Genomic DNA, 25683 nt, shown 5'->3' on the forward strand with positions numbered 1-25683 from the left:
GTGCTCATGAATGTCAAATTCGCTCTGCTCCGATGCTCGTCCTTTCTAGAAAAAAGGCTAAAATAAAAACCATTTAGCCTTTTTTCTTATTCCTGTGCAAACACGTAAGATAACGCCTTGATCGCTTGATTCACTGTTTCCACAGTGATATTCGCTTTGTTCGATAGCTCCTTTAATGGATGATGTAATTCCTTTGGACGAATTAAAATAAGAGGTTTCCCTTTGGCGATGGCAGAAGCGGCATCCATAGCAGTGTTCCACTGTTTATATTTCTCACCAAACCGGGCAATGACGACATCTGCTTTATTTAATAAAATTTCGGTACGGAAATTGTTCAAATCAGAAGCGGCATCGTCTTTCAAAATGGCATTCGGCTGCTCACCTAAAATGTCTTCACCGATGTTGTCTGAGCAGTGATGATTCTCCATTGGACCAACGAATGTCACAGGTAATTTCAAAGAATGGCTTTTCTCCTTGATTTCATCACGCCACTGGCTATGAATTTCTCCAGCTAAATAGACGGTTAATTGCATAACGATCTCCTCCTTTTGCACAAACTAAGTAAAGGTTTGCCCTGTTTCTTTTCATGTTACACAAGAAGTGCTTGATAAAGCAAAAAAAATATGATTATGATATTCATGGTAGAGACTATTTTTCATCGAAAGAATACTACATATAATGGGAAGGACAGGTCTCTTCGTCTTTCCTATGAGAAAGCAGGAAGACGACGTTGATGACTTATTTGAAAAGAAAGGGTATTTCCCTTTCGCCAAAGGTTTATTTCATTGATGCACTCTCTTATATGGCTTTAGGTCTATTTGCTACATTAGTGGTAGGGCTTATTTTAAAAACAGCAGGAGGCCTGTTATCACTTCCGCTCATGATCAAAATGGGGACGCTCGCCATGGGGCTTATGGGACCAGCGATCGGTGTAGCAGTTGCTTATCGCTTGAATGCGTCTCCTCTGATCATTTTTGCGAGTGTTGTTTCAGGTGCTGCAGGAGCGGAACTCGGAGGACCTGCTGGAAGCTTTGTGGCTGCTTTAATTGGTGTAGAATTAGGCAAACTCGTCAGTGATGAGACAAGAATTGACATTATCTTAACGCCTCTTGTGACCATTATCACTGGCTTTTTCACCGCCGCTTTGATTGGACCAGGGATTGAGGCGATGATGACAGGATTAGGCAGGCTCATTATGTGGGGAACAGATCAAAGCCCGCTGATCATGGGCATGCTAGTGGCGACCATTGTGGGACTTGCCCTTAGCTCACCGATCTCAAGTGCTGCGCTTGCCTTGATGCTTGATTTAAGCGGGACAGCCGCAGGTGCTGCAACGATCGGCTGCTGCGCCCAAATGATCGGCTTTGCCGCCGCAGGATTTAGAGAAAATCGCTTTGGCGGTCTTGCTGCTGTTGGCATTGGGACGTCAAAACTACAGCTGCCGAACATTGTGAAAAATCCCCTCATACTCATTCCGCCGACAATTGCAGGGCTCATACTTGCGCCAATTGGTATTATTGGCTTTGGGATGGTCAATAATGCGGCAGGAGCGGGTATGGGAACGAGCGGTTTTGTCGGACAGCTCATGACATTGACAGTCATGGGGTTTCATCCATCCGTTTTACTCGCGATCGCTCTCTTGCATATCGTTGGCCCGGCAGTGATTAGTTTGGTAGTATCAGAATGGATGAGAAAGAAAGGCTATATACAATTCGGAGATTTAACCATACAAACTGGAGGAATCAAACATGAAAAAAATTGAATCAAACGAAGAATTACAAAAAGTGATTCAAGAAGACTTAACGGTCTTACTATTTTCAGCGGACTGGTGCCCGGACTGCACATTTATTGAACCGTTCTTGCCAGAGCTTGAAGCAAATTACCCAGAATTTGAATATTTTTATATCGATAGAGATCAGTTCATTGATACTTGTACAGAGTGGGAAATTTACGGTATTCCAAGCTTTCTAGTCTTTAAAAACGGACAAGAGATCAACCGTTTTGTCAGCAAAGATCATAAGACAAAGGAAGAGATTGAAGCATTTTTAACAGATTCTCTTTCTAAATAACGAAAGGAGAGTCTTATCAATGGCAAAAATGACATCAAGACAGCTTGCCAATCATTTGAAAAGCCGTCTGACCAATGACAGTTGGACACACCAGTTCGATCGGGAAAAAGATACGCTTCGTATTGAAGATAAACAAACAGGGAAAGGCATCACGCTTGAACTTCCGCAGATGATTGCGAAGTGGGAAGTAAAGCCTGATGAAACACTGGATGAGATCATCTATTATGTGAAAGAGGCGTTAAGCGCAATGAAAGGAGAAGCGCAGCACATATCAGGCAAAGAAAAGCAGATCTATCCGGTCATTCGTTCGACCTCCTTTCCAGAGACATCAAGTGATGAGATTCCGCTCGTTTTTGATGAGCATACAGCTGAAACAAGAATCTACTATGCACTTGACCTTGGAAGCACCTACAGATTAATTGATGAGAAGATGCTTCAAAGGGAAAACTGGACAAAAGAGCGAATCAGAGAAACCGCAAGCTTTAACGTCCGCTCACTTGAAACCGTCGTGAAAATGGATGAAGTTGCGGGCAATCGTTTTTATTTCTTCCGTGCGAATGACGGGTATGATGCAAGCAGACTTTTAAATGAATCGATTTTACAAGAATACGCGCAAAAAATAGAGGGGCAGATGGCCATTTCTGTTCCTCACCAAGACGTGTTTATCATTGCAGATGTACGGAATGAATCTGGCTATGATATTTTAGGGCAAATGTCGATGAGCTTCTTCGCCAGCGGCACGGTTCCAATTACCGCATTGTCATTTTTATATGACGAAGGTAAGCTTGAACCAATCTTTATTCTTGCGAAAAGCAGACCAAAACAGCAGTAGAAGGGAATTTAGAAGAATGAACGTTTTTTATAATGCAAAAGGTGTTGGCGATACACTCCTCATTTCATTGAAAGATGTGACAAAAGAAGAAGTAGGTCATGAGACATTTGGAGATGTGGTGAGAATCTTCAATCAAGAGACAAAAGAAACAACAGGCTTTAACATCTTTAACGCATCCAAATACATGAAAATTGAAGAAAACGGATCTGTACCGCTTTCTGAAACGCTTGTTCAAGATATCAACGAAATTTTAAAACGTAACGGTGTCAGTGAAACATTAACTGTCGATTTATCACCAAAGTTTGTTGTCGGCTGTGTGAAGGAAAAGGAAAAGCATCCGAATGCGGATAAATTAAACATATGCCAAGTAGATGTTGGCGAAGAAACATTACAAATCGTGTGCGGTGCACCAAACGTTGATCAAGGTCAATATGTCGTCGTGGCCAAGGTCGGTGCAGTAATGCCAAGCGGTATGGTGATCAAGGATGCTGAACTAAGAGGTATACCATCAAGTGGAATGATTTGTTCAGCAAAAGAATTAGATCTTCCAGATGCACCTACTGAAAAAGGTATTCTAGTTCTAGAAGGTAGCCACCAAGCTGGCGAACCCTTTGAAGGCTAACCTCCCATAAACGGGCATTTATGAGCGAAGAATGTGTTATACCAAAAGTCACTAAGTACGTACTTAGTGGCTTTTTTTCATCTACTACAGAATGAATAGCAAAAAGCGACACTTTTCTCGCTGTTCTGCATGAAAAAGCAATGGTATACTTAAAATCGCCCAAGAAAACGTAAGGGGAGTTAAAGAGAGTGATAAATAATGAGTTGGTTTGATAAATTTTTCAGTGTATTTTTAGGAGAAGAAAAGAAAGAAGAAAAAGCCGATAGACCTGAAGAAAGTCCGGGTGCGCCAAAGCGGTCAACTTTTGAAAAAAATAAAGAATATAAAAAAATTGAAGATACGAAAGTATTTTATGAGTATCCGAAAGGCAACTTCCGCTTTCCTCTCGTTCCAGATGAACCAACACGTGACGGAGTAAAGCAGCGGGAGAGAAGGCGCGGGAGACAGCCAAAGGCAAAGCAGACGACGTATCAGCCAAAACAAACATTGCAGCCTGATATGAAGAAAAAGCCATTCAAAACAGAGCAAATCCCTTCACCGATCTATGGCTACCACCAGGATATGCGGCCAAAACGCACAGAAGTGAAAGAAGAAGCACCCTCTGTTCAAATAAAAGCAGCAGAAGAAACGGCACAGCGTGTTACACTGCTATCAGAAGAGGCAGAACGTGAACGGAATGTGAGACAGCAAATGAACATCCCGTCTTTACGGAAAGAAAATCGCATGGAAAAAACGGCTTCGGCTCCTCCAGAAGAGGGAGCAGATAGACAAACAGTCACGACGCCTCTTACATTGCAAGAGGAACTCGCCTATCAGGATCACGTCCAGACGACGATGGAGCGCTTACCTATTACAAAATCAGAGGAAAAGGATCAAGCTTTGTCGCAACCTGAAAGTCATAAAGAAACTGTCTTACATAAGCAGCAAGAACGTGTATATCAAGATCAGCCAGTAGAATCTGAGCAGGAACAGGTAGTCTTTGACGAACAAGAAGAAAGAGACGAGCCGATGATCCAGCTTAAAGATTATGCTGAGGAAATAGAAGCATGTACATTTGATGAAACGGCCGAATATTCACCATCAGCGATTGAAATGGAAGCAGTTAGCCTAGCAGAAGAAGCGTCACTGACAGAAGACATGACAGCGGATGCTATGAAGGAACCAGAGGCCGCTTCGTTAGAAGAAAGACAAGAAGAAGTGCCGGCAGCAGAATCTGAAGAAACTGAGCCAGCTATCATACATGATCAGCAGGGTGATCAATCTATGGTAGAAGATGAGGGCATAGATGATCCAGTCATGCAAGTAGAACCAGTAACAGATGAACTAACTGCCTCCGGGCCATCAGAAATCGCCTTTGATCAATCAGTTCAGCAGAAACAAACGCATGAAGTAAAGCAGCCAGAGGAACCAAAAGAGACATCACCGCAGCCGAAGCGCTCAAGCGGTCAAACCTCAACAGTTCCTTTTAACGTCTTGATGTTAAAAAGTGACCAGCGTGTGCAAGGGCAAAAGAAAACGTCGAATGCACATGGATATGTTTTTCCAAGCTTAGCCCTTCTAGACGTACCGCCAGCTCAAAAAGAAGAGGACGGGACATGGGTGAATGAGCGGGCAGAGCTACTCAATGCAACGCTTAAGAATTTTAATGTAAAAGCAAGTGTGGTCCATGTCACACAGGGTCCTTCTGTCACAAGATTTGAAGTACATCCTGAACCTGGCGTGAAAGTGAACAAAATCACGAACCTATCAGATGATATTAAACTCTGTTTGTCCGCAAAGGATATTCGAATCGAAGCACCAATCCCAGGAAAGAACACGGTCGGAATCGAAGTGCCGAACCTGCACAGTAAAATGGTCTTCTTAAGAGAAATGGTTAGAAGCAGTGCATTTAGAGACAATCCATCTCCTTTAACGGCAGCACTCGGATTAGATATTTCAGGTCAGCCCGTCGTGGTTGATTTGCAAAAAATGCCGCACGGCTTAATTGCCGGAGCAACAGGTTCAGGAAAAAGTGTCTGCATTAATACCATTCTTGTGAGCTTGATGTTTAAGGCCTCACCAGATGAAGTAAAAATGCTCTTAATCGACCCTAAAATGGTCGAACTAGCGCCGTATAATCACATTCCACATCTCGTGAGTCCTGTCATTACCGACGCCAAGACAGCGACAGCTGCCCTGAAATGGGTAGTAGATGAAATGGAAAGACGCTATGAGCTGTTTGCTCACTCCGGTGTGAGAGAAATCAAACGATTCAATGAGCTTGTGAAAGAAAAGCAAATAGGTGAAACACTTCCGTATCTCGTCGTTGTCATCGATGAGCTTGCGGATTTAATGATGGTCGCACCAAATGAAGTCGAAGAAAGCATTTGCCGAATTGCACAAAAAGCAAGAGCATGCGGCATCCATTTACTGATTGCGACGCAAAGGCCATCTGTTGATGTCATCACAGGCCTCATTAAAGCCAACATCCCAACAAGAATTGCTTTCTCTGTCTCAAGTCAAGTGGATTCAAGAACCATTATTGACATGGCAGGTGCAGAAAAGCTTCTCGGAAAAGGAGACATGCTCTTTTTAGAAAATGGCTCCGGCAAGCCGACAAGGCTGCAAGGGAACTTTGTATCAGACTGCGAGATCGATCAAGTGGTCTCCCATGTGAGAAAACAGCGCAAGCCTGTGTTCCTTTTCGAACAGGAGGAATTGATGCTCCAAGGCTCTGCTATTACAGACGAAGACGAATTGTTTATCGATGCCTGCCGGTTTGCAATCGAGCAAAATAGTGCAAGTACATCAAGTTTGCAAAGAAGGTTTAGAATTGGCTACAATCGTGCAGCGAGATTGATTGACATGATGGAACGTGAAGGAATGATCTCCAGTGCGAAAGGCAGTAAGCCAAGAGAAGTCCTCATGACACTGAGTGATTTAGAACAGTTGATCTAAACAAATCACTTCATTTTTCTGATAAACATGGTATGATAGCACATAGGTGCAATTTTGTAATTGGACGCTTTTTGTATGCCTGCCTAAACGTTTTGATGTAAAATGAGCAAAAGCAGGTGTTAGAAATGGGAAAGTTGTCAGATACTAATCATAGTTAATATTGATTAGAAGAGGAAGATCGGAAAAAAATTTTTAATTGGAGCTGCGAACTGTGATCAGCTAGAGACGAAAATCACAAGTTGCAAATTGAAATGAGCGTCATATACTGTAAGTCAGATAGACGTTTGTTGGAGGTACAATTATGACTGTTTATCATTTTGTTGGAATAAAAGGGACAGGTATGAGTCCACTGGCCCAAATTCTCCATGATACTGGGTATACTGTCCAAGGATCGGATATCGAAAAACATATCTTTACACAAAAAGCATTAGAAGAACGAAACATAAAAATTCTTCCATTTGACTCGGAGAATATTCAGCCAGGGATGACGGTCATTGCAGGAAATGCATTTCCTGATACACACCCTGAGATTGAACGTGCCCTTTCCGAAGGGATTCCTGTGATTCGTTACCACAAATTCCTTGGAGAATACATGGATTCATTCACAAACGTTGCAATTACTGGTGCTCATGGCAAAACATCCACAACAGGACTGCTTGCACATGTGATGCAATCAGCAAAGCCTACTTCGTACTTAATCGGTGATGGATCTGGAATGGGGAAAGAAAACAGCGAGTATTTTGTATTTGAAGCATGCGAATACCGCAGACATTTTCTTAGTTACCACCCAGATTACGCAATCATGACCAATATTGATTTTGATCACCCTGATTATTTCTCGGACATTGATGACGTATTTGATGCGTTTCAAAACATGGCGCTTCAAGTGAAAAAAGCCATTATCGCTTGCGGAGATGATGAGCATTTGCTCAAGATTCAAGCGAAAGTGCCTGTTGTGTACTATGGATTCAATGAAGAGAATGATTTCCAGGCTCGAAATGTTGTGAAAAATACAGAAGGCACCACATTTGATGTATTTGTGCGCAATACGTTTTATAATACCTTCTACATTCCTGCGTACGGAAATCATAATGTCCTCAACTCGTTAGCAGTGATTGCATTATGTCATTATGAAGCCATTGATGTAGAACTGATCAAAGGGGCATTAACGACATTTGGCGGTGTAAAACGACGCTTTAATGAAAAAGTAGTCGGTGAGCAGGTCTTAATTGATGATTATGCGCATCACCCAACTGAAATTGAGGTAACAATTGAAGCAGCTCGTCAAAAATATCCAGACCGTGATATTGTCGCTGTCTTCCAACCGCATACCTTCACACGTACACAGCAATTCTTAACTGAATTCGCTGACAGCTTAAAGAAAGCAGACTATGTGTATCTTTGTGATATCTTCGGTTCAGCTCGTGAAAACATTGGTAAATTGAGCATTGAAGATCTACGAGGAAAAATCCCGCAAGCTCAATTGATTGAGGAAAAAGATACATCTGTACTGAAAGCACACGAGGATGCGATTCTGATCTTTATGGGAGCAGGAGACATTCAAAAATATCTGCGTGCTTATGAAAAAGTTGCTGTCTAAATGTTCATGAACGAAAGGTGCCGTTTCAATCGGCACTTTCAGCGTGTAGACAAACCCTCGCATTCGCCCGCAGGTGCCGGTAATTACGAATGTCAAATTCGCTCTGCGCCGTGCTCGTCCTTCCTAGTTTAAGGGTTTTCTATCATCCTGAAAAGAAGACAAAGTGCTAAAATAAAAAACATTTTAGCACTTTTTTTATTTTGAATAAAATGTGATAGAGTAGCTAAATGTGTCAAGATCTGCTGCTTTTTTCGTTCCCTGTGGACAGGAATTAACGAAAAAGTGTAGAATTATTATTCAATCGGTCATTCTAGGCGATGTTTGAATGATACAACGAGAGGGTAATGAATTGAATATGCCCGCAGCAAAGGAGGTATGAAATGATTATAATTCTATATCTAAGCGTTGCACTGATCGCAATTGCTTTCCTCATTCTTGTCATCTATTTGTCCAAAACATTAAAATCCTTACAGCTGACATTAAAGAATGTCGCATCAACTTTAGAAGGTCTTGAAGGTCAGATGCAAGGCATCACAACAGAGACAGCACAGTTGCTACATAAGACGAATCAGCTTGCAGAAGATATTCAAGAAAAATCGGCAAAACTCAACACAGTTGTGGATGCGGTGCAGGGAATTGGCGGCTCCATTAACCAATTTAATACAAGCATCAAGCAGGCAGCTGGTGCAGTTTCTTCATCGGTTGAAAGAAATCAAGAAAAAGTCACGGATGTGGTAAGCTGGAGTAACGCAGCACTTGAAATTTATAAAAAATGGAAACAGCGCAAGTACCAAAAATAAACCATTTCGCATAGGAGGAAGAATCATGAGCAAAGATGGAGTCAATAGCAAAGACTTTTTGATCGGAACACTTATTGGTGGCATTATTGGTGCAACAACAGCACTTTTTTTAGCACCGAAGTCAGGGAAAGAGCTTCGCAATGATTTGAACAACCAAGCGAATGCTTTAAAAGAAAAAACCGATCGACTCACAACAGATGCAAAGGAGAAAGGCACTGAATATGTGACGATTGCAAAGGATAAAACGTCTGAATGGTCTCAGCTGGTTGCAGAGCAATCAAATCAAATTTTAGACAAAGTGAAAGACATAAAAGAGCGTGCCGCTGGAAAAGCTAATCAAGTGAAAAGTGAAGCAAAAGATGCTACAGCTAATATAGCGAGCGAAGCGTCAGATGTAGCAGACGAAGCAAAAGTAAGAGCACAAGAAGCAACATCTGAAATTGAAGACGGCATCAACGATGTCAAAGAAAAAGTAGAACAATCGATTAAAGGCTAACTTGCTGTTCAATTTAGGAAGGAGCACACCATGTCAAAACAACTCATTGAAACAGAAGAACAGTTTGATCAACTAATGAATCAAGACGGGACCTTTGTCTTTTTTAAGCACAGTTTGACATGTCCAATCAGCAAGGCTGCTTTTAAAGAGTTTGAAGCATTTGCATGTGCACATGGAGACGTACCTACCTATTTTTGGAAATTCAAAACACAAGAGAGCTTTCAGCCTATGTAGCAGAAAAGACAGGGGTGAAGCACGAAAGCCCTCAGGCACTCGTCTTTAGCGGCGGAAAAATAAAATGGCATGTATCTCACTCAAGTATAACAAAAGAAGCACTTGAGTATAATATGTAGAAAAACGTCAGCAATTGCTGACGTTTTTTTTATAAAAAAGGTTTACTTGAATCTAAAGTATGCTATAATTACACATAATACTTTATCACTTAAAAGCGTTTAGGTGATAAAGAATTTATTCGTGACAATTCGGAAATCTTTGTTATAATAAACCCTATCATTAGAGAATGAAAAATAAAAAGCGAGAACAGGCAGAGGAAAGGATGACAAAAATGAGCAACAATGAACTAGAGCAATTGAGACAGCAAGCAGAAGAACTAAATCTTCAAATCTTAAAATTGATCAATGAAAGAGGAAACATTGTAAAAGAAATCGGAAAGGCCAAAGAAGCGCAAGGTGTCAACCGTTATGATCCTGTCAGAGAGCGCACAATGCTGAACCAAATTCTTGAGGAAAATGATGGACCATTTGAAAATTCAACCATCCAGCATATTTTCAAAGAAATTTTCAAAGCAGGTCTAGAGCTTCAAGAAGATGATCACAGCAAAGCACTCCTTGTTTCTCGTAAGAAAAAACCAGAAAATACAATCGTGAATATTAATGGGGAAGCCATCGGTGATGGAAAACAACGCTTCATCGTTGGGCCATGTGCTGTTGAGAGCTACGAGCAAGTCGCAGAAGTAGCGGCAGCAGCTAAAAAGCAGGGGCTAAAACTTCTTCGCGGAGGTGCATTCAAACCTCGTACAAGTCCATACGACTTCCAAGGGCTTGGCGTTGACGGTCTAAAAATCCTAAAGCGTGTAGCTGATGAATACGGTCTAGCTGTCATTAGTGAAATCGTAAACCCTGCTCATATTGAAAAAGCAATTGATCATATTGATGTGATTCAAATTGGTGCACGTAACATGCAAAACTTCGAGCTATTAAAAGAAGCAGGATCAGTGAATAAACCAGTTCTTTTAAAACGCGGTCTAGCAGCGACAATTTCAGAATTCATCAATGCAGCTGAATACATCATCTCACAAGGAAATGACCAAATCATCCTTTGCGAGCGTGGTATCCGCACGTATGAAACAGCAACAAGAAATACACTAGATATTTCTGCTGTGCCAATCTTAAAACAAGAGACACATTTACCAGTCTTTGTTGATGTGACGCACTCAACTGGACGTAGAGATCTTCTTCTTCCAACGGCTAAAGCAGCTCTTGCTATTGGAGCGGACGGTGTCATGGCAGAAGTGCATCCAGACCCATCTGTTGCCCTATCTGATTCAGCGCAGCAAATGGACATTCCTCAATTTGAAAAATGGTTAGACGCCTTAAGACCACTTGTTAACATTCACGCGTAATCATAGACAGAGTAGCCGCCGGATGAAAGCCCGGCGGTTTTTTTCATGGAGAAAATCCGAAATAATAGGTAAAAAACTCATTGAAAGCTTAAAAAGTGCTTGTTCATAATGTTTTCATTTTTAAAATTCGACAGAATCTGCTAAGATCATTGTCATAGCTGACGTTTACGATGACTTTTTATGAAATATGATTCAATATAAAGGTAACAAGCATATTCTGTTTAATTTAGTTATAAAAAGAAAGGGAACGTTTTCATATGACCAAAAAACGTGTATAATTTCATAAAAGAATGTCATTTTGATGTAGATTGAAAAATTATGTGTTTCTTTTCATCGTTTTAATGACAAATAGGATATTATTTTCCTCGTATCTGACATGTCTTTATCCAATTGGTGAATGCTATAGATATGAAGTGTATTTGAAGGAGTGATTTTGTGAATAATGTTACAATATATGATGTAGCAAGAGAAGCAAATGTAAGTATGGCAACAGTATCACGCGTTGTGAATGGAAATCCGAACGTAAAACCAACAACAAGAAAAAAGGTGCTTGAAGCGATTGATCGTCTTGGCTACCGTCCCAACGCAGTGGCACGAGGTCTTGCAAGTAAAAAAACAACGACAGTTGGGGTTATCATCCCTGATATTTCTAGTATTTTCTATTCTGAGCTTGCACGCGGGATTGAAGATATCGCCACAATGTACAAGTACAACATCATTTTGAGCAACTCAGACCAAAATACAGATAAAGAGCTTCATTTGTTAAATACGATGCTAGGCAAACAAGTGGATGGGATTGTCTTTATGGGCGGCAACATCACAGATGTCCATGTCGAAGAATTTAAGCGCTCTCCTGTACCGATTGTTCTTGCAGCATCCGTTGAAGAGCAGGCACAAACACCATCTGTGAACATTAACTACGAGCAGGCCATTTATGATTCAGTTCAATTATTAGTTGAAAAAGGACATAAACGAATTGCCTTCGTATCTGGGCCGTTGTCAGAACCAATTAACTCTGTGAGAAAGCTTGCTGGTTATAAGCGTGCGCTAGAAGAAGCGGGTATTGCGTTTGACGATGTACTCGTTGCTGAAGGCGATTACTCATATGACTCCGGTATTGAAGCCCTTGCGAATCTGCTTGAGCAATCTGATAAGCCGACAGCTGTCATTGCAGCAACAGATGAGATGGCTTTAGGGGTTATTCACGGAGCGCAGGACAGAGGTGTATCGATTCCTGAAGACCTAGAAGTCATTGGCTTTGATAACACAAGACTTTCCCTTATGGTACGTCCTCAGCTGACAACAGTTGTTCAGCCGACATACGATATTGGGGCTGTCGCAATGAGACTGCTCACGAAGCTGATGAACAAAGAACAAGTGGAAGATCAAATTGTCGAACTGCCACACAGAATTGAAGAAAGACAATCAACAAAATAAAAACAAGAAAGCAGGCTCACCTTATCAGTGAAGGCCTGCTTTTCTTATGCATTTTTCTTTTCTCTTCTAACAGGCATGAGTGCTTTTTCTACCGTTTGTGTATTTTTTTCTGTGATTTCTGCTCTTCTTGGTATCGGTGGATATAAATCTGCAGGATCTGACCATGTCGATGGAAGGGTGACAGGTGATTGCTTATTCCATGCTAGAATCCAGTCCTGTGGAAGCTCAGCTGGCGGTGTGATGCCTTTCATCTCAAGCCAAATGCGGCTCCATGCCCTTGGGACAACGCGCCAAATATCATACCCACCCCCGCCAACAGCAATCCATTTTCCGTCACAATATTGATGAGCAAGCTCATGGGCAAGTCTAGGAATTTCCTCATATATTTTCATGGTGGCAGATAAATGGGTTAAAGGATCATAATAGTGAGCATCCGCCCCATTTTGCGTTAAAATCACGTCTGGATTAAAAAAAGTAGCAATCTCAGTTACTGCTGTTCGGTATGCTTCGAGGAACGATTCATCTTCTGTAAATGCATCGAGAGGGATATTATACGCATAGCCATAGCCTTTATCGTGGCCTCTTTCCTGTACTTGTCCAGTTCCAGGGAACAAGTAGCGACCTGTTTCATGAATGGATACAGTACATACCTCTGGATCGTCATAGAAGCTAAACTGCACACCATCCCCGTGATGAGCATCAGTATCGATATATAAAATCCTTGCGCCATATGTCTTTTGAATGTATTGAATGGCCACAGAGCTGTCATTATAAATACAAAAGCCAGAGGCACGCCCTTTAAATCCGTGGTGAAGCCCGCCGCCAAGGTTGAGCGCATGATGCGAATGACCCAGCATCACTTGATCAACTGCTGTTAATGTTCCGCCGACAAGGAGAGAAGCCGCCTCGTGCATCCCTGCAAACATCGGTGTATCCTCAGTGCCAAGGCCATAGCGTTCGCCCTCTGCTGTAGACAGCTTTCCTTCACTTGCCCGCTGCACAGCTTGAATATAATCTGCCGTATGAACAAGCTTTAATTCATCGAGCGTCGCCATACGCGGTGCGATGATCTCATCATTCGTTAACGCTTTCATTTTTTGAAGAAGATCGTATGTTAAATAGACGCGAAGCTGATTGAAGGGATGATCTTGATGAAACTGGTACGTTTGAAAAGATGGTGAAAAAACAAAGGTCGCTTCTTTCATTTGATTGTCTGCTCCATAGGCCAAAGCACCTTGTAGCCTTTTGCTCGAATCAGCTTCGTCACATGATCTGCATGAATGGTTTGAAGGCGGAATACGAGCACTTTAGAGGCTTCATTTGCATGTGGGTACACAAGCACACTCAGCATTTGAATATGCTGCTCCTTTAAAATGGCCGTAATATCTGCGAGCCCCTCTGTCATTTGCTCCACTTCCACTTCTAAGTGTGACCCAGGCTGATCTGCACCTGTCAGTCTAACAAACGTACGAAGTAAATCTGTCTTCGTGATAATGCCTACAAGCTTGCCGCGTCTAACAACTGGAAGACAACCAATTCCGTGCTCAAAAAAGACACTTGAAATCTCCTCAACGAAATCAAGCGGGTGAGCGGTGATCGTCTCTAGCACCATGATCTCTTCAACCGGACGCTGAATAAAAAGCTGTCTTTTTTCTGTTTCGAAAATACTTGGACTGGCGTTTTTAATATCCCTATCTGTCACCATCCCAATGACAGATCCTTGATCAGATACGATGGGAATATGCCGAATGTGATGAGCACTCATTTTTTGAATGGCTTCTTCGATCGTATCGGTTTTTCGCAGCGTGATCACATCACGCTCCATAATTTGTTCAATCATCATGTTTACCAATCCCCTTTGCCAAAAAAACGAATTGAACGTTAATACATAAAGCGCTGATGGAAGCGAAGACGATCAAAACGCTCGATCGAATCAGGACTCACATTTTTGCCGATTCTCGCCATCAAACAATTGGCAGGATGTGAGCTGATCTCTGGCTCGTCTGTTGCAAACCAGACAAGACCACCTGCGTTCATCATTTTCTCCATCATTTTGCGGTACTCCCAAACGTTTTTCTTTGTCCCCTTTAAATCCCAATGCCAGTAATATTCAGTTGTCATGATGATGTAGTTCTCCATTTGCTCATCCATCATGCTCACATTCAGTAAATGCTTGCCGAGTGAGCAACCTCTAAATGGAGGAGCGACTTCAATGGCACCAAGCTCAATTAAATTGTCCATGTTGCCTTCTGACCAGCGCTCAAGTGGATCAGGATACAAATACGTGACATAGCCTGCGACAAGCTCATCCACTCTTGCAATGATCACACGTCCTTCAGGTAGATCTGCTATTTCAACAAGTGCTTGTTTCTGTTCCTCAGGCGTGCGAAATGCCGTTAGTCCTTCATGAAACGTGTAGTTCGCAAGCTCTGATGCAGGTACTGGGCCTTCAATAAGGATGTTACCTGTTTCTCGCTCAATTGTTTTTGAATAATAAGTTTTAGGATGCTCCACGTATCCACCGCCTCAAATTCTAGTGAGTCGTTTCTATTTTATCTTAAATCTTGAAAGAATTAAAATGGTTTCATTATAAGTTTTTTAAAAATTGAGAAAAAAAGTCATCTATACTATAATGATCATTGTAAACGTATGCAAAGGGGGACTGTTTGATGCAAGTGGAAACGCTACTATCAGTAAAAGGGAACTATCATTTAAATGATTATGAGCAGGCATACAAAGAATTCACATGGGAGGAAGCGAGAAAAAACTTCTCCTGGTATGAAACAGGAAAAGTAAATGTATCCTATGAAGCGATTGACAGACATGCGGACTCGTTTCGTAAAAACAAGGTGGCACTTCACTACAAAGATTCACAGAGGGATGAAAAGTATACATTCAGGGATATGAAAATCAACACAAACAAAGCGGGAAATCTATTAAGAGAAAAAGCGCATGTGCAAAAAGGGGATCGTGTCTTTATCTTTATGCCAAGATCACCTGAGCTCTATTTTCTTCTGCTTGGCGCTGTCAAAATTGGTGCGATCGTTGGCCCGTTATTTGAGGCATTTATGGAGGGAGCCGTCAAAGATCGTTTAGAAAATAGTGAGGCAAAAGTGATTGTGACGACGCCTGATTTGCTGGAGCGGATACCATTTGCAGACCTTCCAAAACTTGAATCTGTCATCATTGTCGGCGGTGACAAGGAAGACGTGGATGGCGTGCGGACGATTCACTACGAAGAATCGTTTAAGCAGGCAGCAAAGGAACTCGACATTGAATGGATGGATGAAAAAGACGGCTTCCTGCTTCATTACACATCAGGGTCAACCGGTACGCCAAAAGGTGTCCTGCATGTCCATGGCGCAATGGTGCAGCAAGGCCAGACCGGGAAATGGGTACTTGACCTGAAAGAAGATGACGTCTACTGGTGTACAGCTGATCCTGGCTGGGTAACGGGTACGGTGTACGGCATTTTTTCACCATGGTTAAATGGGGCGACGAATGTCATATTAGGTGGCCGGTTCAATCCTGATACGTGGTATGAAACCATTGAATCACTTGGTGTGACTGTTTGGTACAGTGCGCCGACAGCCTTCAGAATGCTGATGGGGGCAGGGGACGACTTCATTCAAAACTATGACCTCAGCTCGCTCCGTCACGTTTTAAGTGTAGGGGAGCCTCTTAATCCTGAAGTCATCCGTTGGGGAGACGCTGTGTTTGGCAAACGAATTCATGATACATGGTGGATGACGGAAACAGGAGCACAGCTGATTTGTAATTATCCATGCATGGACATCAAACCAGGTTCAATGGGGAAACCAATTCCAGGCGTAGAAGCAGCGATTGTGGATAATGCCGGGAATGAACTTCCGCCATACCGAATGGGGAATCTTGCAATTAAAAAAGGCTGGCCATCCATGATGCATACGATCTGGAACAATCCTGAAAAATATGAATCTTACTTTATGCCGGGAGATTGGTATGTTTCAGGAGATTCAGCTTATATGGACGAAGACGGATACTTTTGGTTCCAGGGACGTGTCGATGATGTCATCATGACATCAGGAGAGCGAGTCGGTCCATTTGAGGTTGAAAGTAAGCTGGTTGAACATCCGGCCATTGCAGAGGCTGGTGTCATTGGAAAGCCAGATCCAGTCCGCGGTGAAATTATCAAAGCATTCATTGCTCTCAGGAGCGGATATGAGCCAACAGATGAGCTGAAAGAAGAGATTCGTACATTTGTGAAAAAAGGACTCGCTGCACATGCAGCACCGAGAGAAATCGAGTTTAAAGAAAAACTACCAAAAACGCGAAGCGGAAAAATTATGAGACGTGTGCTAAAAGCGTGGGAGCTGAATTTACCTGCTGGCGACCTTTCGACAATGGAAGATTAATTTCTCCGTCAGTTGACTTGAAATCAAAAGTATGTTAAAAATGACCTTAGTTGAATATGAAAAGGTTTTGACTGAGATTCAGTAGAATCATCTTTCCCTGTTTAAGAGAGCTGACGGCTGGTGCGAGTCAGTACAAAGAGATATTCGAATTACCCTCACGAACCGCTTTTACGAAAAGGAGCATAAATGCTGCCTCATTAGTGAAAGAACGGATCTGTCCGTTATCAGTGTAAGTGAAAAGACGTGATGTGTTGTCTTTTAAGCAGGGTGGTACCGCGATATATATCGTCCCTTCGTTCATACGAAGGGGCGTTTTTTATGTTGAATCGTAAAAAAAGGAGATTTGGATATGAGCGAATTGATGGAAGATTTATCGTACAGAGGTTTAATTCAGCAGCAAACAGATGAAGAAGGTTTGACAAAATTACTAACAGAAGAAAAAATCAAGCTATATTCCGGCTTCGATCCAACAGCTGACAGCTTGCACATTGGTCATCTCTTGCCAATTTTAACATTGCGCAGATTCCAAGAAGCAGGCCATCACCCGATTGCACTTGTTGGGGGCGCAACTGGACTGATCGGCGATCCAAGCTTCAAAAAAGCAGAACGCTCTCTAAACCCAGCAGAAATCGTGGAACAGTGGTCAGAGAAAATCAAAGGCCAGTTGTCTCAATTTCTTGATTTTGAAGCAGGTGAAAACCCAGCAGTTATCGTCAATAACTATGACTGGATCAGCCAAATGAATGTCATCACGTTCCTTCGTGATATTGGAAAGAACTTCGGAGTGAACTTCATGCTGGCAAAAGATATCGTCAGCTCTCGTATGGAGACAGGGATTTCGTACACAGAGTTCAGCTACGTGATCCTACAATCTTTAGACTTCTTAAACCTTTACAGAAATGAAAATTGTAAGCTTCAAATCGGTGGAAGTGACCAGTGGGGAAATATCACCTCTGGACTTGAGTTGATCCGTAAGTCTGAGGCAGAAGGTGAAAAAGCATTTGGTCTCACGATGCCGCTTGTCACAAAAGCAGATGGCACGAAGTTTGGGAAAACAGAAGGAGGCGCGATCTGGTTAGATAAAGAAAAAACGTCACCATATGAATTCTACCAATTCTGGATCAACACAGATGACCGTGACGTCGTGAAATACTTAAAATACTTTACGTTCTTATCAAAAGAAGAGATCACATCGTATGAAGAAAAAGTGCAAACAGCCCCTGAAAAGCGTGAAGCGCAGCGCCGTTTAGCAGAAGAAGTTACAACGCTTGTACATGGCCGTGAATCACTAGAACAGGCTGTGAACATCTCAAATGCGCTATTTAAAGGCGAGATCAAATCTCTTTCACCTGAAGAAGTAAAAGTAGGCTTTAAGGATGTCCCTTCGATGGAAAAAAGCAGCACAGAAGAGCTGACACTTGTCGATGTACTTGTTGAATCAAAGCTGTCTCCTTCAAAACGTCAAGCGCGTGAGGATATTACAAATGGTGCAGTTTACATCAACGGAGAGAGACAAACCGATAAAGACTATGTTCTTTCAGACGAAGACCGAATTGAAAACCAATTTACCGTCTTAAGAAGAGGGAAAAAGAAATACTTCCTTGTCACTTACAAGTAAGACTCAATGTGTAGCCGGGCTGAGAGAACCGGCTGCATTTTTTTATGACAAATAAGGTCACAGAGTCTAACAGACTTTTAGCAGAACGAATCTCTAGTCTTTTGGCATCGGCTCATACGAAACAAACAGTACCTTGTTCACTTTTATCATATTTTTTTTGAAATAGAGTCTAGATAGATTTTTAATGAAGAAACATGCCAGTATCTATTGAGTATGTTCTATAAATTAATAGTAATTCCTGTGAATACTTGAAATGATTGTCGATGAAATAAGACTATGATACGATGAATTCGTATGATAAAAAGTAATTCATACGGAAGGATTAAAACAACATGATCAATAAAGAAAAGCGAGGAAATAACGATGGCTGTATTACATACAAAATTATTTAGTGCCGCAGATGATCTTAGAAGCAAAATGGACGCTTCAGAGTATAAAAACTATTTATTAGGTTTGATTTTCTATAAGTATTTATCTGACCAATTATTAGAAAAAGTCATCGAAGTTGCATATGAATCGCCGGAAGTATACGATACACAGGATAAACAAGCGCAATTATACAAAGAGTTATTATCAGATGAGGATATTCAAAAAGACTTAATCGAAACATTAGTCGATACGATAGGATATGATATCGAGCCAGCGTATTTATTTAGTGAGTTAGCGAGTCAGGCAAAACAGAATACCTTTCAATTAAATGATTTAAATAAAGCATTTATTGATTTATCGACGAAATATCTTCAATTTAGTGGCTTGTTTGATGATGTGGATTTGAAATCGAAAAAACTAGGATCAGATGATCAGCAGCGAAATATCACGATAACAGAAGTATTGAAAAAGTTAAATGATGTGGATGTCATTGGCCATAATGGAGATGTCATTGGAGATGCCTATGAATATTTAATCAGTCAATTTGCCTCAGAAGCAGGGAAAAAAGCGGGAGAATTCTATACACCACATGAGGTGTCTATCATGATGGCTCGTATTGTGGCAATGGGACAAGAAGAGAAAAAATTATTCAGCGTGTATGACCCTACAATGGGTTCTGGTTCTTTAATGTTAAATGTTCGTAATTATATTAAATATCCAGAAAGTGTGAAATATCACGGGCAAGAACTGAATACAACGACTTATAACTTAGCAAAAATGAACTTGATCTTGCACGGTGTTGATTACGAAGACATGCGCCTGCGTAACGGGGATACATTAAATAAAGACTGGCCGACCGATGAGCCATATACATTTGATTCAGTTCTAATGAATCCGCCATATTCAGCCAAATGGTCAGCAGATGATACATTTTTAGATGATTCACGTTTCAATCGCTATGGGAAATTAGCACCGAAATCAAAAGCGGACTTTGCTTTTCTATTGCACGGCTTATATCACTTAAAAGATTCTGGAACCATGGCGATTGTCCTGCCACATGGTGTTCTTTTCAGAGGCGCAGCAGAAGGTGTCATACGTAAAAAATTACTAGAAGATGGACACATTGATACGGTGATCGGTTTACCAGCAAACTTATTCTTTGGTACAAGCATTCCAACCACTGTCATCATTTTAAAGAAAAACCGTACAACGCGTGATGTACTATTTATTGATGCCAGTAAAGAATTTACCAAAGGAAAAAATCAAAATAAATTGTCTACAGAAAACATTGATAAAATCGTAGAGACATATCAAAAACGAGAAGATGTAGAAAAGTATGCACATGTCGCAAGTTTTGAGGAAATCAAAGAAAATGACTTCAACTTAAATATCCCAAGATATGTCGATACATTTGAAGAAGAAGAGCCTGTCGATATGGCCGCCATCGGAGCAAAAATTCAAGAGATTCGAAAAGAAAAAGAAGAGCTAGAGTCTAATTTATATGACATGATTTTTTCCATGAATTTTGATGAAAAAGACGCAGAATGGATGAAAGGTGCGTTAGAGGTGTTTAAGCGTGGGAAGTAAAAGAGTGCCAGAAGTGAGGTTTAAGGGATTTAGTGGGGAGTGGGAAGAACGGAAGTTAGAAGAAGTTGCAAATGTATATGATGGTACACATCAAACTCCAAAATATAAAAATGAAGGCGTTATGTTCTTAAGTGTTGAAAATATAAAAAACCTTAAGTCCTCAAAGTATATAAGTGAAGAAGCATTTAACAAAGAGTTTAAAATTAGACCTGAAAAAAATGATGTGTTAATGACTAGAATAGGTGATATAGGAACAGCGAATGTCGTAGATGAAGATATTCCTATCGCTTATTATGTTAGTCTTGCTTTATTTAAATCCCAATTATTAAATCCATATTTTTTACAAGCCAATATTCATGCTCCAACAATGCAAAAAGAACTATGGAGAAAGACACTGCATATTGCTTTTCCTAAAAAGATTAATAAAAACGAAATCTCCAAAATCCCATTCCTATTTACATCTTTAGAAGAACAAATGAAAATAGGATACTTTTTTAAGAAGTTAGACGAAACAATTGCTATTCAACAACAAGAACTAGACATCTTAAAACAAACGAAACAAGGATTCTTACAAAAAATGTTTCCAAAAGAAGGAGAGTCCGTACCGGAAATTCGTTTTTCTGGATTTAGTGGGGAATGGGAAGAAAGAAAATTTTTTGATAACATTAATAGTATAATTGATTTCAGAGGAAGAACGCCAAAAAAACTTGGGCTTGATTGGAGCAAAAGTGGCTATTTAGCTTTATCAGCTTTGAATGTGAAAAATGGATATATAGATTTAAATGTAGATGCCTATTACGGTGATGAGGAACTTTATAAAAAGTGGATGGGGGATAAGGAGTTAAAACAAGGGCAAGTATTATTCACTACGGAAGCACCCATGGGAAATGTGGCTCAAGTACCTGATAATAAAGGGTATATTCTTAGTCAAAGAACAATAGCTTTTGATGTAGACGGTGCTAAGATCACGGATGATTTTCTTAGTACATTGCTTCGGTCGCCCATTGTTATTAATAAACTATATTCAATGTCCAGTGGGGGAACAGCTAAGGGTGTTAGTCAAAAGTCTCTTTCAAAATTTAAAATAGTAGTGCCTAAATCATTAGATGAACAAACCCAAATCGGCAACTTCTTCAAACTACTAGACAAAACAATCGCTTTACATCAAAAAGAACTAGATATTCTAAAACAAACAAAAAAAGCCTTTTTACAAAAGATGTTTGTCTAGCAAAAAGGGGAGAAATATGATGGTCAAGAATGGTCATAGAGATGAATCAGAAATAGAACGTCAGTTAATTGACGTACTTGGTGAAGAGAGTAACCAATGGAACTATCGGCCTGATTTAAAATCAGAAGCGGATTTATGGCAGAACTTGCGAAAAATCATCACACAAAACAACTTATCAGAAATTGGGGAACATCCGATTTCTGATAAGGAATTTGATAAAATTAAAACGGAAATTTTAAAAAAAACGCAAACACCTTTTGATGCAGCAAAGTGGCTAAAAGGTGAAAATGGGATTGCTCGCATTATGATTGAACGAGATGATGTAACGCTAGGTTCGATGTCTCTCGTTCTTTATTCAAATCATGATATCGGTGGAGGCATTTCTACATATGAAGTAGTTCATCAAATAGCGAAAAAAAGAGAGAGCATTGACGAACGCGACCGTCGTTTTGATGTGACGTTATTAATCAATGGGTTACCCATTGTGCAAATTGAATTAAAAAAGGTTACGGCAAAAGATGGTGTGTTTCAAGCATACAATCAAGTGAAGAAGTATACAGAGGAAGGGCTATTTCGTAATAATATTTTTTCTACTCTTCAGTTATTTGTTATTTCAAATGAACAAACGACTCGTTATTTTGCCAATGCTCTGCCAAAAGAGATGCATAAGAAGTTTGTCTTTAGTTGGCGGACAAAAGATAACCGAAAAGTCAACAACCTCTATGAATTTGTGAAACAAGTACTCAGAATTCCAAATGCACATCGTCTAATCGCTCAATATACCGTTGTGAGCGAAGAAAATGATCAAAAAGCGTTAATGGTTTTACATCCATATCAAATACACGCAATTGAAGCATTATTTACGGCGGCGATGAAGCATCAATCTGGATATGTATGGCATGCAACAGGGTCAGGAAAGACACTAACGAGTTTTGTTGCGACCAAATTATTAGCAAGGAAACCTGGCGTTGACCGAACGATTATGCTCATTGATCGAAAAGATTTAGATAATCAAACAACGACAGAATTCACAAGGTTTGCGTCTGAATTTAATACAGGTAACTCTTCAGGTAAGGCAAAGTCTAATAGTTTAATCGTTGGAACTGGCAGTGCAAAAGAACTGAGTGAGACATTATTAGCGGATGCCAATTCAAATACCATTATTATTACGACTCGTCAGAAGCTAGAGAATGCTATCAATTATGCAAAAAAACAAGAAGCGCAGGAGGGAAAGAACCGATTTCAAAAACTGATCGGACAACATATTGTCTTTGTCGTTGACGAATGTCACCGAGCATTAAGTGCAGAGGGGATGGAATCCGTGAAGAAAACGTTCCCTAATTCTACTTGGTTTGGCTTTACTGGTACACCCATTTTCGATGTTAATAAAAAACAACCAAAAGGGCAGCTAGCACGTACGACTCGTGATCAATATGGTGAAGAGCTTCATACATATACGATTAAAAATGCTTTAGACGATGGTGCAGTTCTAGGATTCCAAGTAGAACATGAAGATACGATTGAACCAAACTCTCTTAGCAATCATATCTTTTCTCAGCTTCGTCAAAGTGACAAATACGCTCATCTCAGTGATGATGAATTAAATACGTATATTGATCAAATGGATGGGATGGAGAAGGAATCCCATTTGCCATCCACTATCTATGAAAGTGATGAGCATATTCAAAAGGTCATCTATAAGATGTTTCGACCGGATAATGCTTATACAAAGTTTGATTTCAAAAACGGCCGACCGCAAAAGTCCGCTATTTTGACAACAAACTCTATTGCGATGGCCAAACGATATTATGATGCGATAAAAAGAATGACGAAAGATCTTGATTGGATGGTAAAAGAGTTTAAAGGTCATCCGATTCGTAAAGGGCGAACGATCGAGGATGAGGATTTTCCTAGAATCGCCATCACCTACTCATTAAATGATAATGAAGAAACTTCAAAAATAGATCAAGAAGATATGTTAAACATCATCAAAGACTATAATCAATCCTATGATACCGCTTGGTCGATTCAAGATATTGAGCGGTATAATGGGGACATTAACAACAGATTAGCCCGAAAAAAAGCGGAGTTCAAACAATTTGGAAAGCATATAGATTTAGTGATTGTGGTTAATCGTCTATTAACTGGATTTGATGCGCCTACCATACAAACTCTTTTTGTGGATCGGCATCTAGATTATGCGGGTTTAATTCAAGCATTCTCGCGAACAAATCGTACATATCCTGGTAAAACAAAAGGACTCATCATGACGTTTAGAAAACCTTGGACGATGGAATGGAATGTAGAGGAAGCGACTAAGACATATTCTAACGAACAGGAAGAAACGAATCTTGTGTACCCAACATATGGAGAATCGTTGAAACGATTTAAAAAGGCACATAAAACCTTAAAGTCACTGGATATCGATCCTTCTGAATTGGACGAGCATTCTCCAGTAGAGGAACGCGTTGAATTTGTCAAAGCATTTCAAGAGCTGAATAATGCTTATGAAGCTCTCGTGACGTATGACAATTACAACGACGATATGGAAGCATCGAAAGCCCTGCAAGAACAGGTGATGACGATTGAAGAAAACATCGGGATATACAATACAATCAAAGGCTCACTCTTAGAAGAAGGAACGAAAGAAGAGGAAACACCAAACTTCTCGGATATTGAATTTTATGGTGAAAATTCTGTTAAGTTATACGACATAGACTCTGCCTTTATTGATCAACTATTAGGAAATTACTCTGCCAATAATCAGGATATCCGTCAAGAAATCGAAAAAGCACTTCAAAAATTGAAAAAAGCTGAAGTGGTCAAAGAGGTATATCGTGCGATCCTCAATGAAATGGATAATAAACAGGTGAATCCAGATGAAGACATATTAGTAGTCAAACGAACATTCTTTACAAAAACGAAAAATCTCCATATAAAAGAGTTTGCTAAAACATGGTTTGTGGATGAGAATGAACTTCATTTATCATCTATTCAATATATGATAGGAACTGATCCTATTCCGAATATTGGGAACATCATTGATAGTAAACAGTTTGATCAATACAAAGCAATTCATCCAGAAGCTAAACCATTAAAATACGGACCTGAAATGAAACGAGCGTGGAGAACATTGTTAGATGAAGTAATTGTTCCTTTGGATGATGAATTAAGATAATCTTAATAAGGAGTTTCAAATGACGCAAAAGCTTTATGATTTCGAAACGATACATCGACTCTCATTTGCAACACTGCATGGTGAATTTGCTGCTGTCATGACAACAGAGCAGCTAATGACAAAATGGGCAAACCATGAAAGAACGATTGAAAGCTCCTTGAATGACATCTAGGAGCTTTTCGTCATGTGCTCGTGGATAGGTTAAGTATGCTCTTGAGTGTTCTGATGTCTTTGCTCAAAAGCTGTGAAAACATAATCAATCCCAATAAATAAAAAGCTGACAAAGAAAGATAAAATCAATGTACCGTTGTCCCAAATAGAGACGTTTACTATTTTCATATTGAGCACAAGCTTGATTGAAAGGTGCACAACAATCCATGAGAGGATAAATTCTAAAACAAACGTGAGCCATTTAGGGAATCTTAGTAAAGAGGATATTCCTTTCCCGATGAATACTAAAAAGATCGACCAAAAAAGAACAAAGCCACTGACCAATAGAGAGAACGTCAGTAATGAAAGAAGTGAATCATAGGTGATATATTCCCCAAAAAGAAAGTTCACTCCTAATGAAACGACAGAAAGTACGGCACTTGGAATGATGATTACGAAACTAAGTGAAAAAAAGATGAGGAAAATGAGGAAAATTCCAGCAATTGCACCAGGCGGTTCATCTACAACATCTGTCTTTCTTAAAATCGTGTAAATGACAATTGAAATAAACAGAAGCACTAACATGAATGAGAAGATAGACAAATTGTTTCCCCCCTATAGTTTCCTTGCATCATTGTTTTAAGCTTTAAAATCTTGAACACATGTCATTATAAGGAAAAAAGGAGAGAGAGTAAAGTCTGACCGAAGTTCTTCTTGCTTGTTT

21 protein-coding genes, 1 pseudogene and 1 other annotated feature are annotated in these 25683 nt (G+C 40.3%); of the genes and pseudogenes, 17 read left to right on the plus strand and 5 right to left on the minus strand.

Annotated features, from left to right (window positions below):
- Positions 1–86 precede the first annotated feature (86 nt).
- On the minus strand, positions 87–533 hold the full coding sequence (locus WAX46_RS01710) for a YtoQ family protein (protein WP_226566531.1): 447 nt from the start codon (positions 531–533) through the stop codon (positions 87–89).
- Positions 534–733: 200 nt separating this feature from the next.
- Between WAX46_RS01710 and WAX46_RS01715 the strand changes: the two genes are divergently transcribed.
- The 11 genes and pseudogenes from WAX46_RS01715 to ccpA all read left to right on the plus strand — a co-directional run bounded on the left by WAX46_RS01715 (position 734) and on the right by ccpA (position 12435).
- On the plus strand, positions 734–1762 hold the full coding sequence (locus WAX46_RS01715) for a PTS transporter subunit IIC (protein WP_226566530.1): 1029 nt from the start codon (positions 734–736) through the stop codon (positions 1760–1762).
- Positions 1749–2069: a thioredoxin family protein gene (locus WAX46_RS01720; protein ID WP_226566529.1), complete on the plus strand. Its 321-nt coding sequence runs from the start codon at positions 1749–1751 to the stop codon at positions 2067–2069. Before WAX46_RS01715 ends, WAX46_RS01720 begins: the two co-directional genes overlap by 14 nt.
- A gap of 19 nt (positions 2070–2088) precedes the next feature.
- Positions 2089–2901, plus strand: coding sequence for a DUF1444 domain-containing protein (locus WAX46_RS01725; RefSeq protein WP_226566528.1), 813 nt, complete (start codon positions 2089–2091; stop codon positions 2899–2901).
- A gap of 16 nt (positions 2902–2917) precedes the next feature.
- A complete protein-coding gene (ytpR, locus tag WAX46_RS01730; protein ID WP_226566527.1) occupies positions 2918–3523 on the plus strand; it encodes a YtpR family tRNA-binding protein in 606 nt (201 codons plus the stop codon).
- 195 nt (positions 3524–3718) lie between these two features.
- Positions 3719–6460, plus strand: coding sequence for a DNA translocase FtsK (locus WAX46_RS01735; RefSeq protein ID WP_442895651.1), 2742 nt, complete (start codon positions 3719–3721; stop codon positions 6458–6460).
- A gap of 301 nt (positions 6461–6761) precedes the next feature.
- Positions 6762–8060: a UDP-N-acetylmuramate--L-alanine ligase gene (murC, locus tag WAX46_RS01740; RefSeq protein ID WP_226566525.1), complete on the plus strand. Its 1299-nt coding sequence runs from the start codon at positions 6762–6764 to the stop codon at positions 8058–8060.
- A 380-nt stretch (positions 8061–8440) separates the two neighbouring features.
- On the plus strand, positions 8441–8860 hold the full coding sequence (locus WAX46_RS01745) for a DUF948 domain-containing protein (RefSeq protein ID WP_226566524.1): 420 nt from the start codon (positions 8441–8443) through the stop codon (positions 8858–8860).
- Between the two features lie 25 nt (positions 8861–8885).
- The gene (locus WAX46_RS01750) at positions 8886–9356 is read left to right on the plus strand and encodes a YtxH domain-containing protein (protein WP_336493266.1); all 471 of its coding nucleotides are present in this window, start codon (positions 8886–8888) and stop codon (positions 9354–9356) included.
- A 30-nt stretch (positions 9357–9386) separates the two neighbouring features.
- A pseudogene (gene ytxJ / locus WAX46_RS01755) lies at positions 9387–9709 on the plus strand (bacillithiol system redox-active protein YtxJ).
- Between the two features lie 212 nt (positions 9710–9921).
- Entirely contained in the window at positions 9922–10998 is a 1077-nt protein-coding gene (locus WAX46_RS01760; RefSeq protein WP_226566521.1) for a bifunctional 3-deoxy-7-phosphoheptulonate synthase/chorismate mutase, read from the plus strand.
- A gap of 435 nt (positions 10999–11433) precedes the next feature.
- Entirely contained in the window at positions 11434–12435 is a 1002-nt protein-coding gene (gene ccpA, locus WAX46_RS01765; RefSeq protein ID WP_226566520.1) for a catabolite control protein A, read from the plus strand.
- A gap of 44 nt (positions 12436–12479) precedes the next feature.
- Here ccpA and WAX46_RS01770 read toward each other — a convergent pair whose 3' ends face one another.
- Genes WAX46_RS01770 through WAX46_RS01780 form a run of 3 tightly spaced genes read right to left on the minus strand, consistent with a single transcriptional unit; the run spans position 12480 to position 14949 of the window.
- A complete protein-coding gene (locus tag WAX46_RS01770; protein ID WP_336493267.1) occupies positions 12480–13640 on the minus strand; it encodes an acetoin utilization protein AcuC in 1161 nt (386 codons plus the stop codon).
- Positions 13637–14278, minus strand: coding sequence for a CBS and ACT domain-containing protein (locus WAX46_RS01775; RefSeq protein ID WP_226566518.1), 642 nt, complete (start codon positions 14276–14278; stop codon positions 13637–13639). The genes WAX46_RS01770 and WAX46_RS01775 overlap by 4 nt, the downstream gene beginning before the upstream one ends.
- Positions 14279–14316: 38 nt before the next feature.
- Entirely contained in the window at positions 14317–14949 is a 633-nt protein-coding gene (locus WAX46_RS01780; RefSeq protein WP_226566517.1) for a GNAT family N-acetyltransferase, read from the minus strand.
- A gap of 155 nt (positions 14950–15104) precedes the next feature.
- Between WAX46_RS01780 and acsA the strand changes: the two genes are divergently transcribed.
- The 6 genes from acsA to WAX46_RS01810 all read left to right on the plus strand — a co-directional run bounded on the left by acsA (position 15105) and on the right by WAX46_RS01810 (position 24981).
- Positions 15105–16829 (plus strand): acetate--CoA ligase, encoded by a 1725-nt coding sequence (acsA, locus tag WAX46_RS01785; protein WP_336493268.1) that lies wholly within the window; start codon positions 15105–15107, stop codon positions 16827–16829.
- A gap of 58 nt (positions 16830–16887) precedes the next feature.
- Positions 16888–17125, plus strand: a binding site (T-box leader).
- A gap of 53 nt (positions 17126–17178) precedes the next feature.
- Positions 17179–18447 (plus strand): tyrosine--tRNA ligase, encoded by a 1269-nt coding sequence (gene tyrS, locus WAX46_RS01790; RefSeq protein ID WP_336493269.1) that lies wholly within the window; start codon positions 17179–17181, stop codon positions 18445–18447.
- A gap of 363 nt (positions 18448–18810) precedes the next feature.
- Positions 18811–20403 (plus strand): type I restriction-modification system subunit M, encoded by a 1593-nt coding sequence (locus WAX46_RS01795; RefSeq protein ID WP_336493270.1) that lies wholly within the window; start codon positions 18811–18813, stop codon positions 20401–20403.
- Complete coding sequence (locus tag WAX46_RS01800) at positions 20393–21631, plus strand: restriction endonuclease subunit S (RefSeq protein ID WP_336493271.1); 1239 nt, start codon at positions 20393–20395, stop codon at positions 21629–21631. Before WAX46_RS01795 ends, WAX46_RS01800 begins: the two co-directional genes overlap by 11 nt.
- Before the next feature lie 19 nt (positions 21632–21650).
- A complete protein-coding gene (locus tag WAX46_RS01805) occupies positions 21651–24809 on the plus strand; it encodes a type I restriction endonuclease subunit R (RefSeq protein WP_336493272.1) in 3159 nt (1052 codons plus the stop codon).
- Positions 24810–24828: 19 nt separating this feature from the next.
- On the plus strand, positions 24829–24981 hold the full coding sequence (locus WAX46_RS01810) for a hypothetical protein (protein WP_336493273.1): 153 nt from the start codon (positions 24829–24831) through the stop codon (positions 24979–24981).
- Between the two features lie 29 nt (positions 24982–25010).
- Here the strand turns inward: WAX46_RS01810 and WAX46_RS01815 are convergent, their stop codons facing one another.
- The gene (locus WAX46_RS01815) at positions 25011–25562 is read right to left on the minus strand and encodes a hypothetical protein (protein WP_336493274.1); all 552 of its coding nucleotides are present in this window, start codon (positions 25560–25562) and stop codon (positions 25011–25013) included.
- Positions 25563–25683 lie beyond the last annotated feature (121 nt).

Origin of the sequence: Bacillus sp. FJAT-53060 (assembly GCF_037104745.1) — a bacterium.
Taxonomy (GTDB): Bacteria; Bacillota; Bacilli; order Bacillales; family Bacillaceae; genus Bacillus; species Bacillus stratosphericus_B.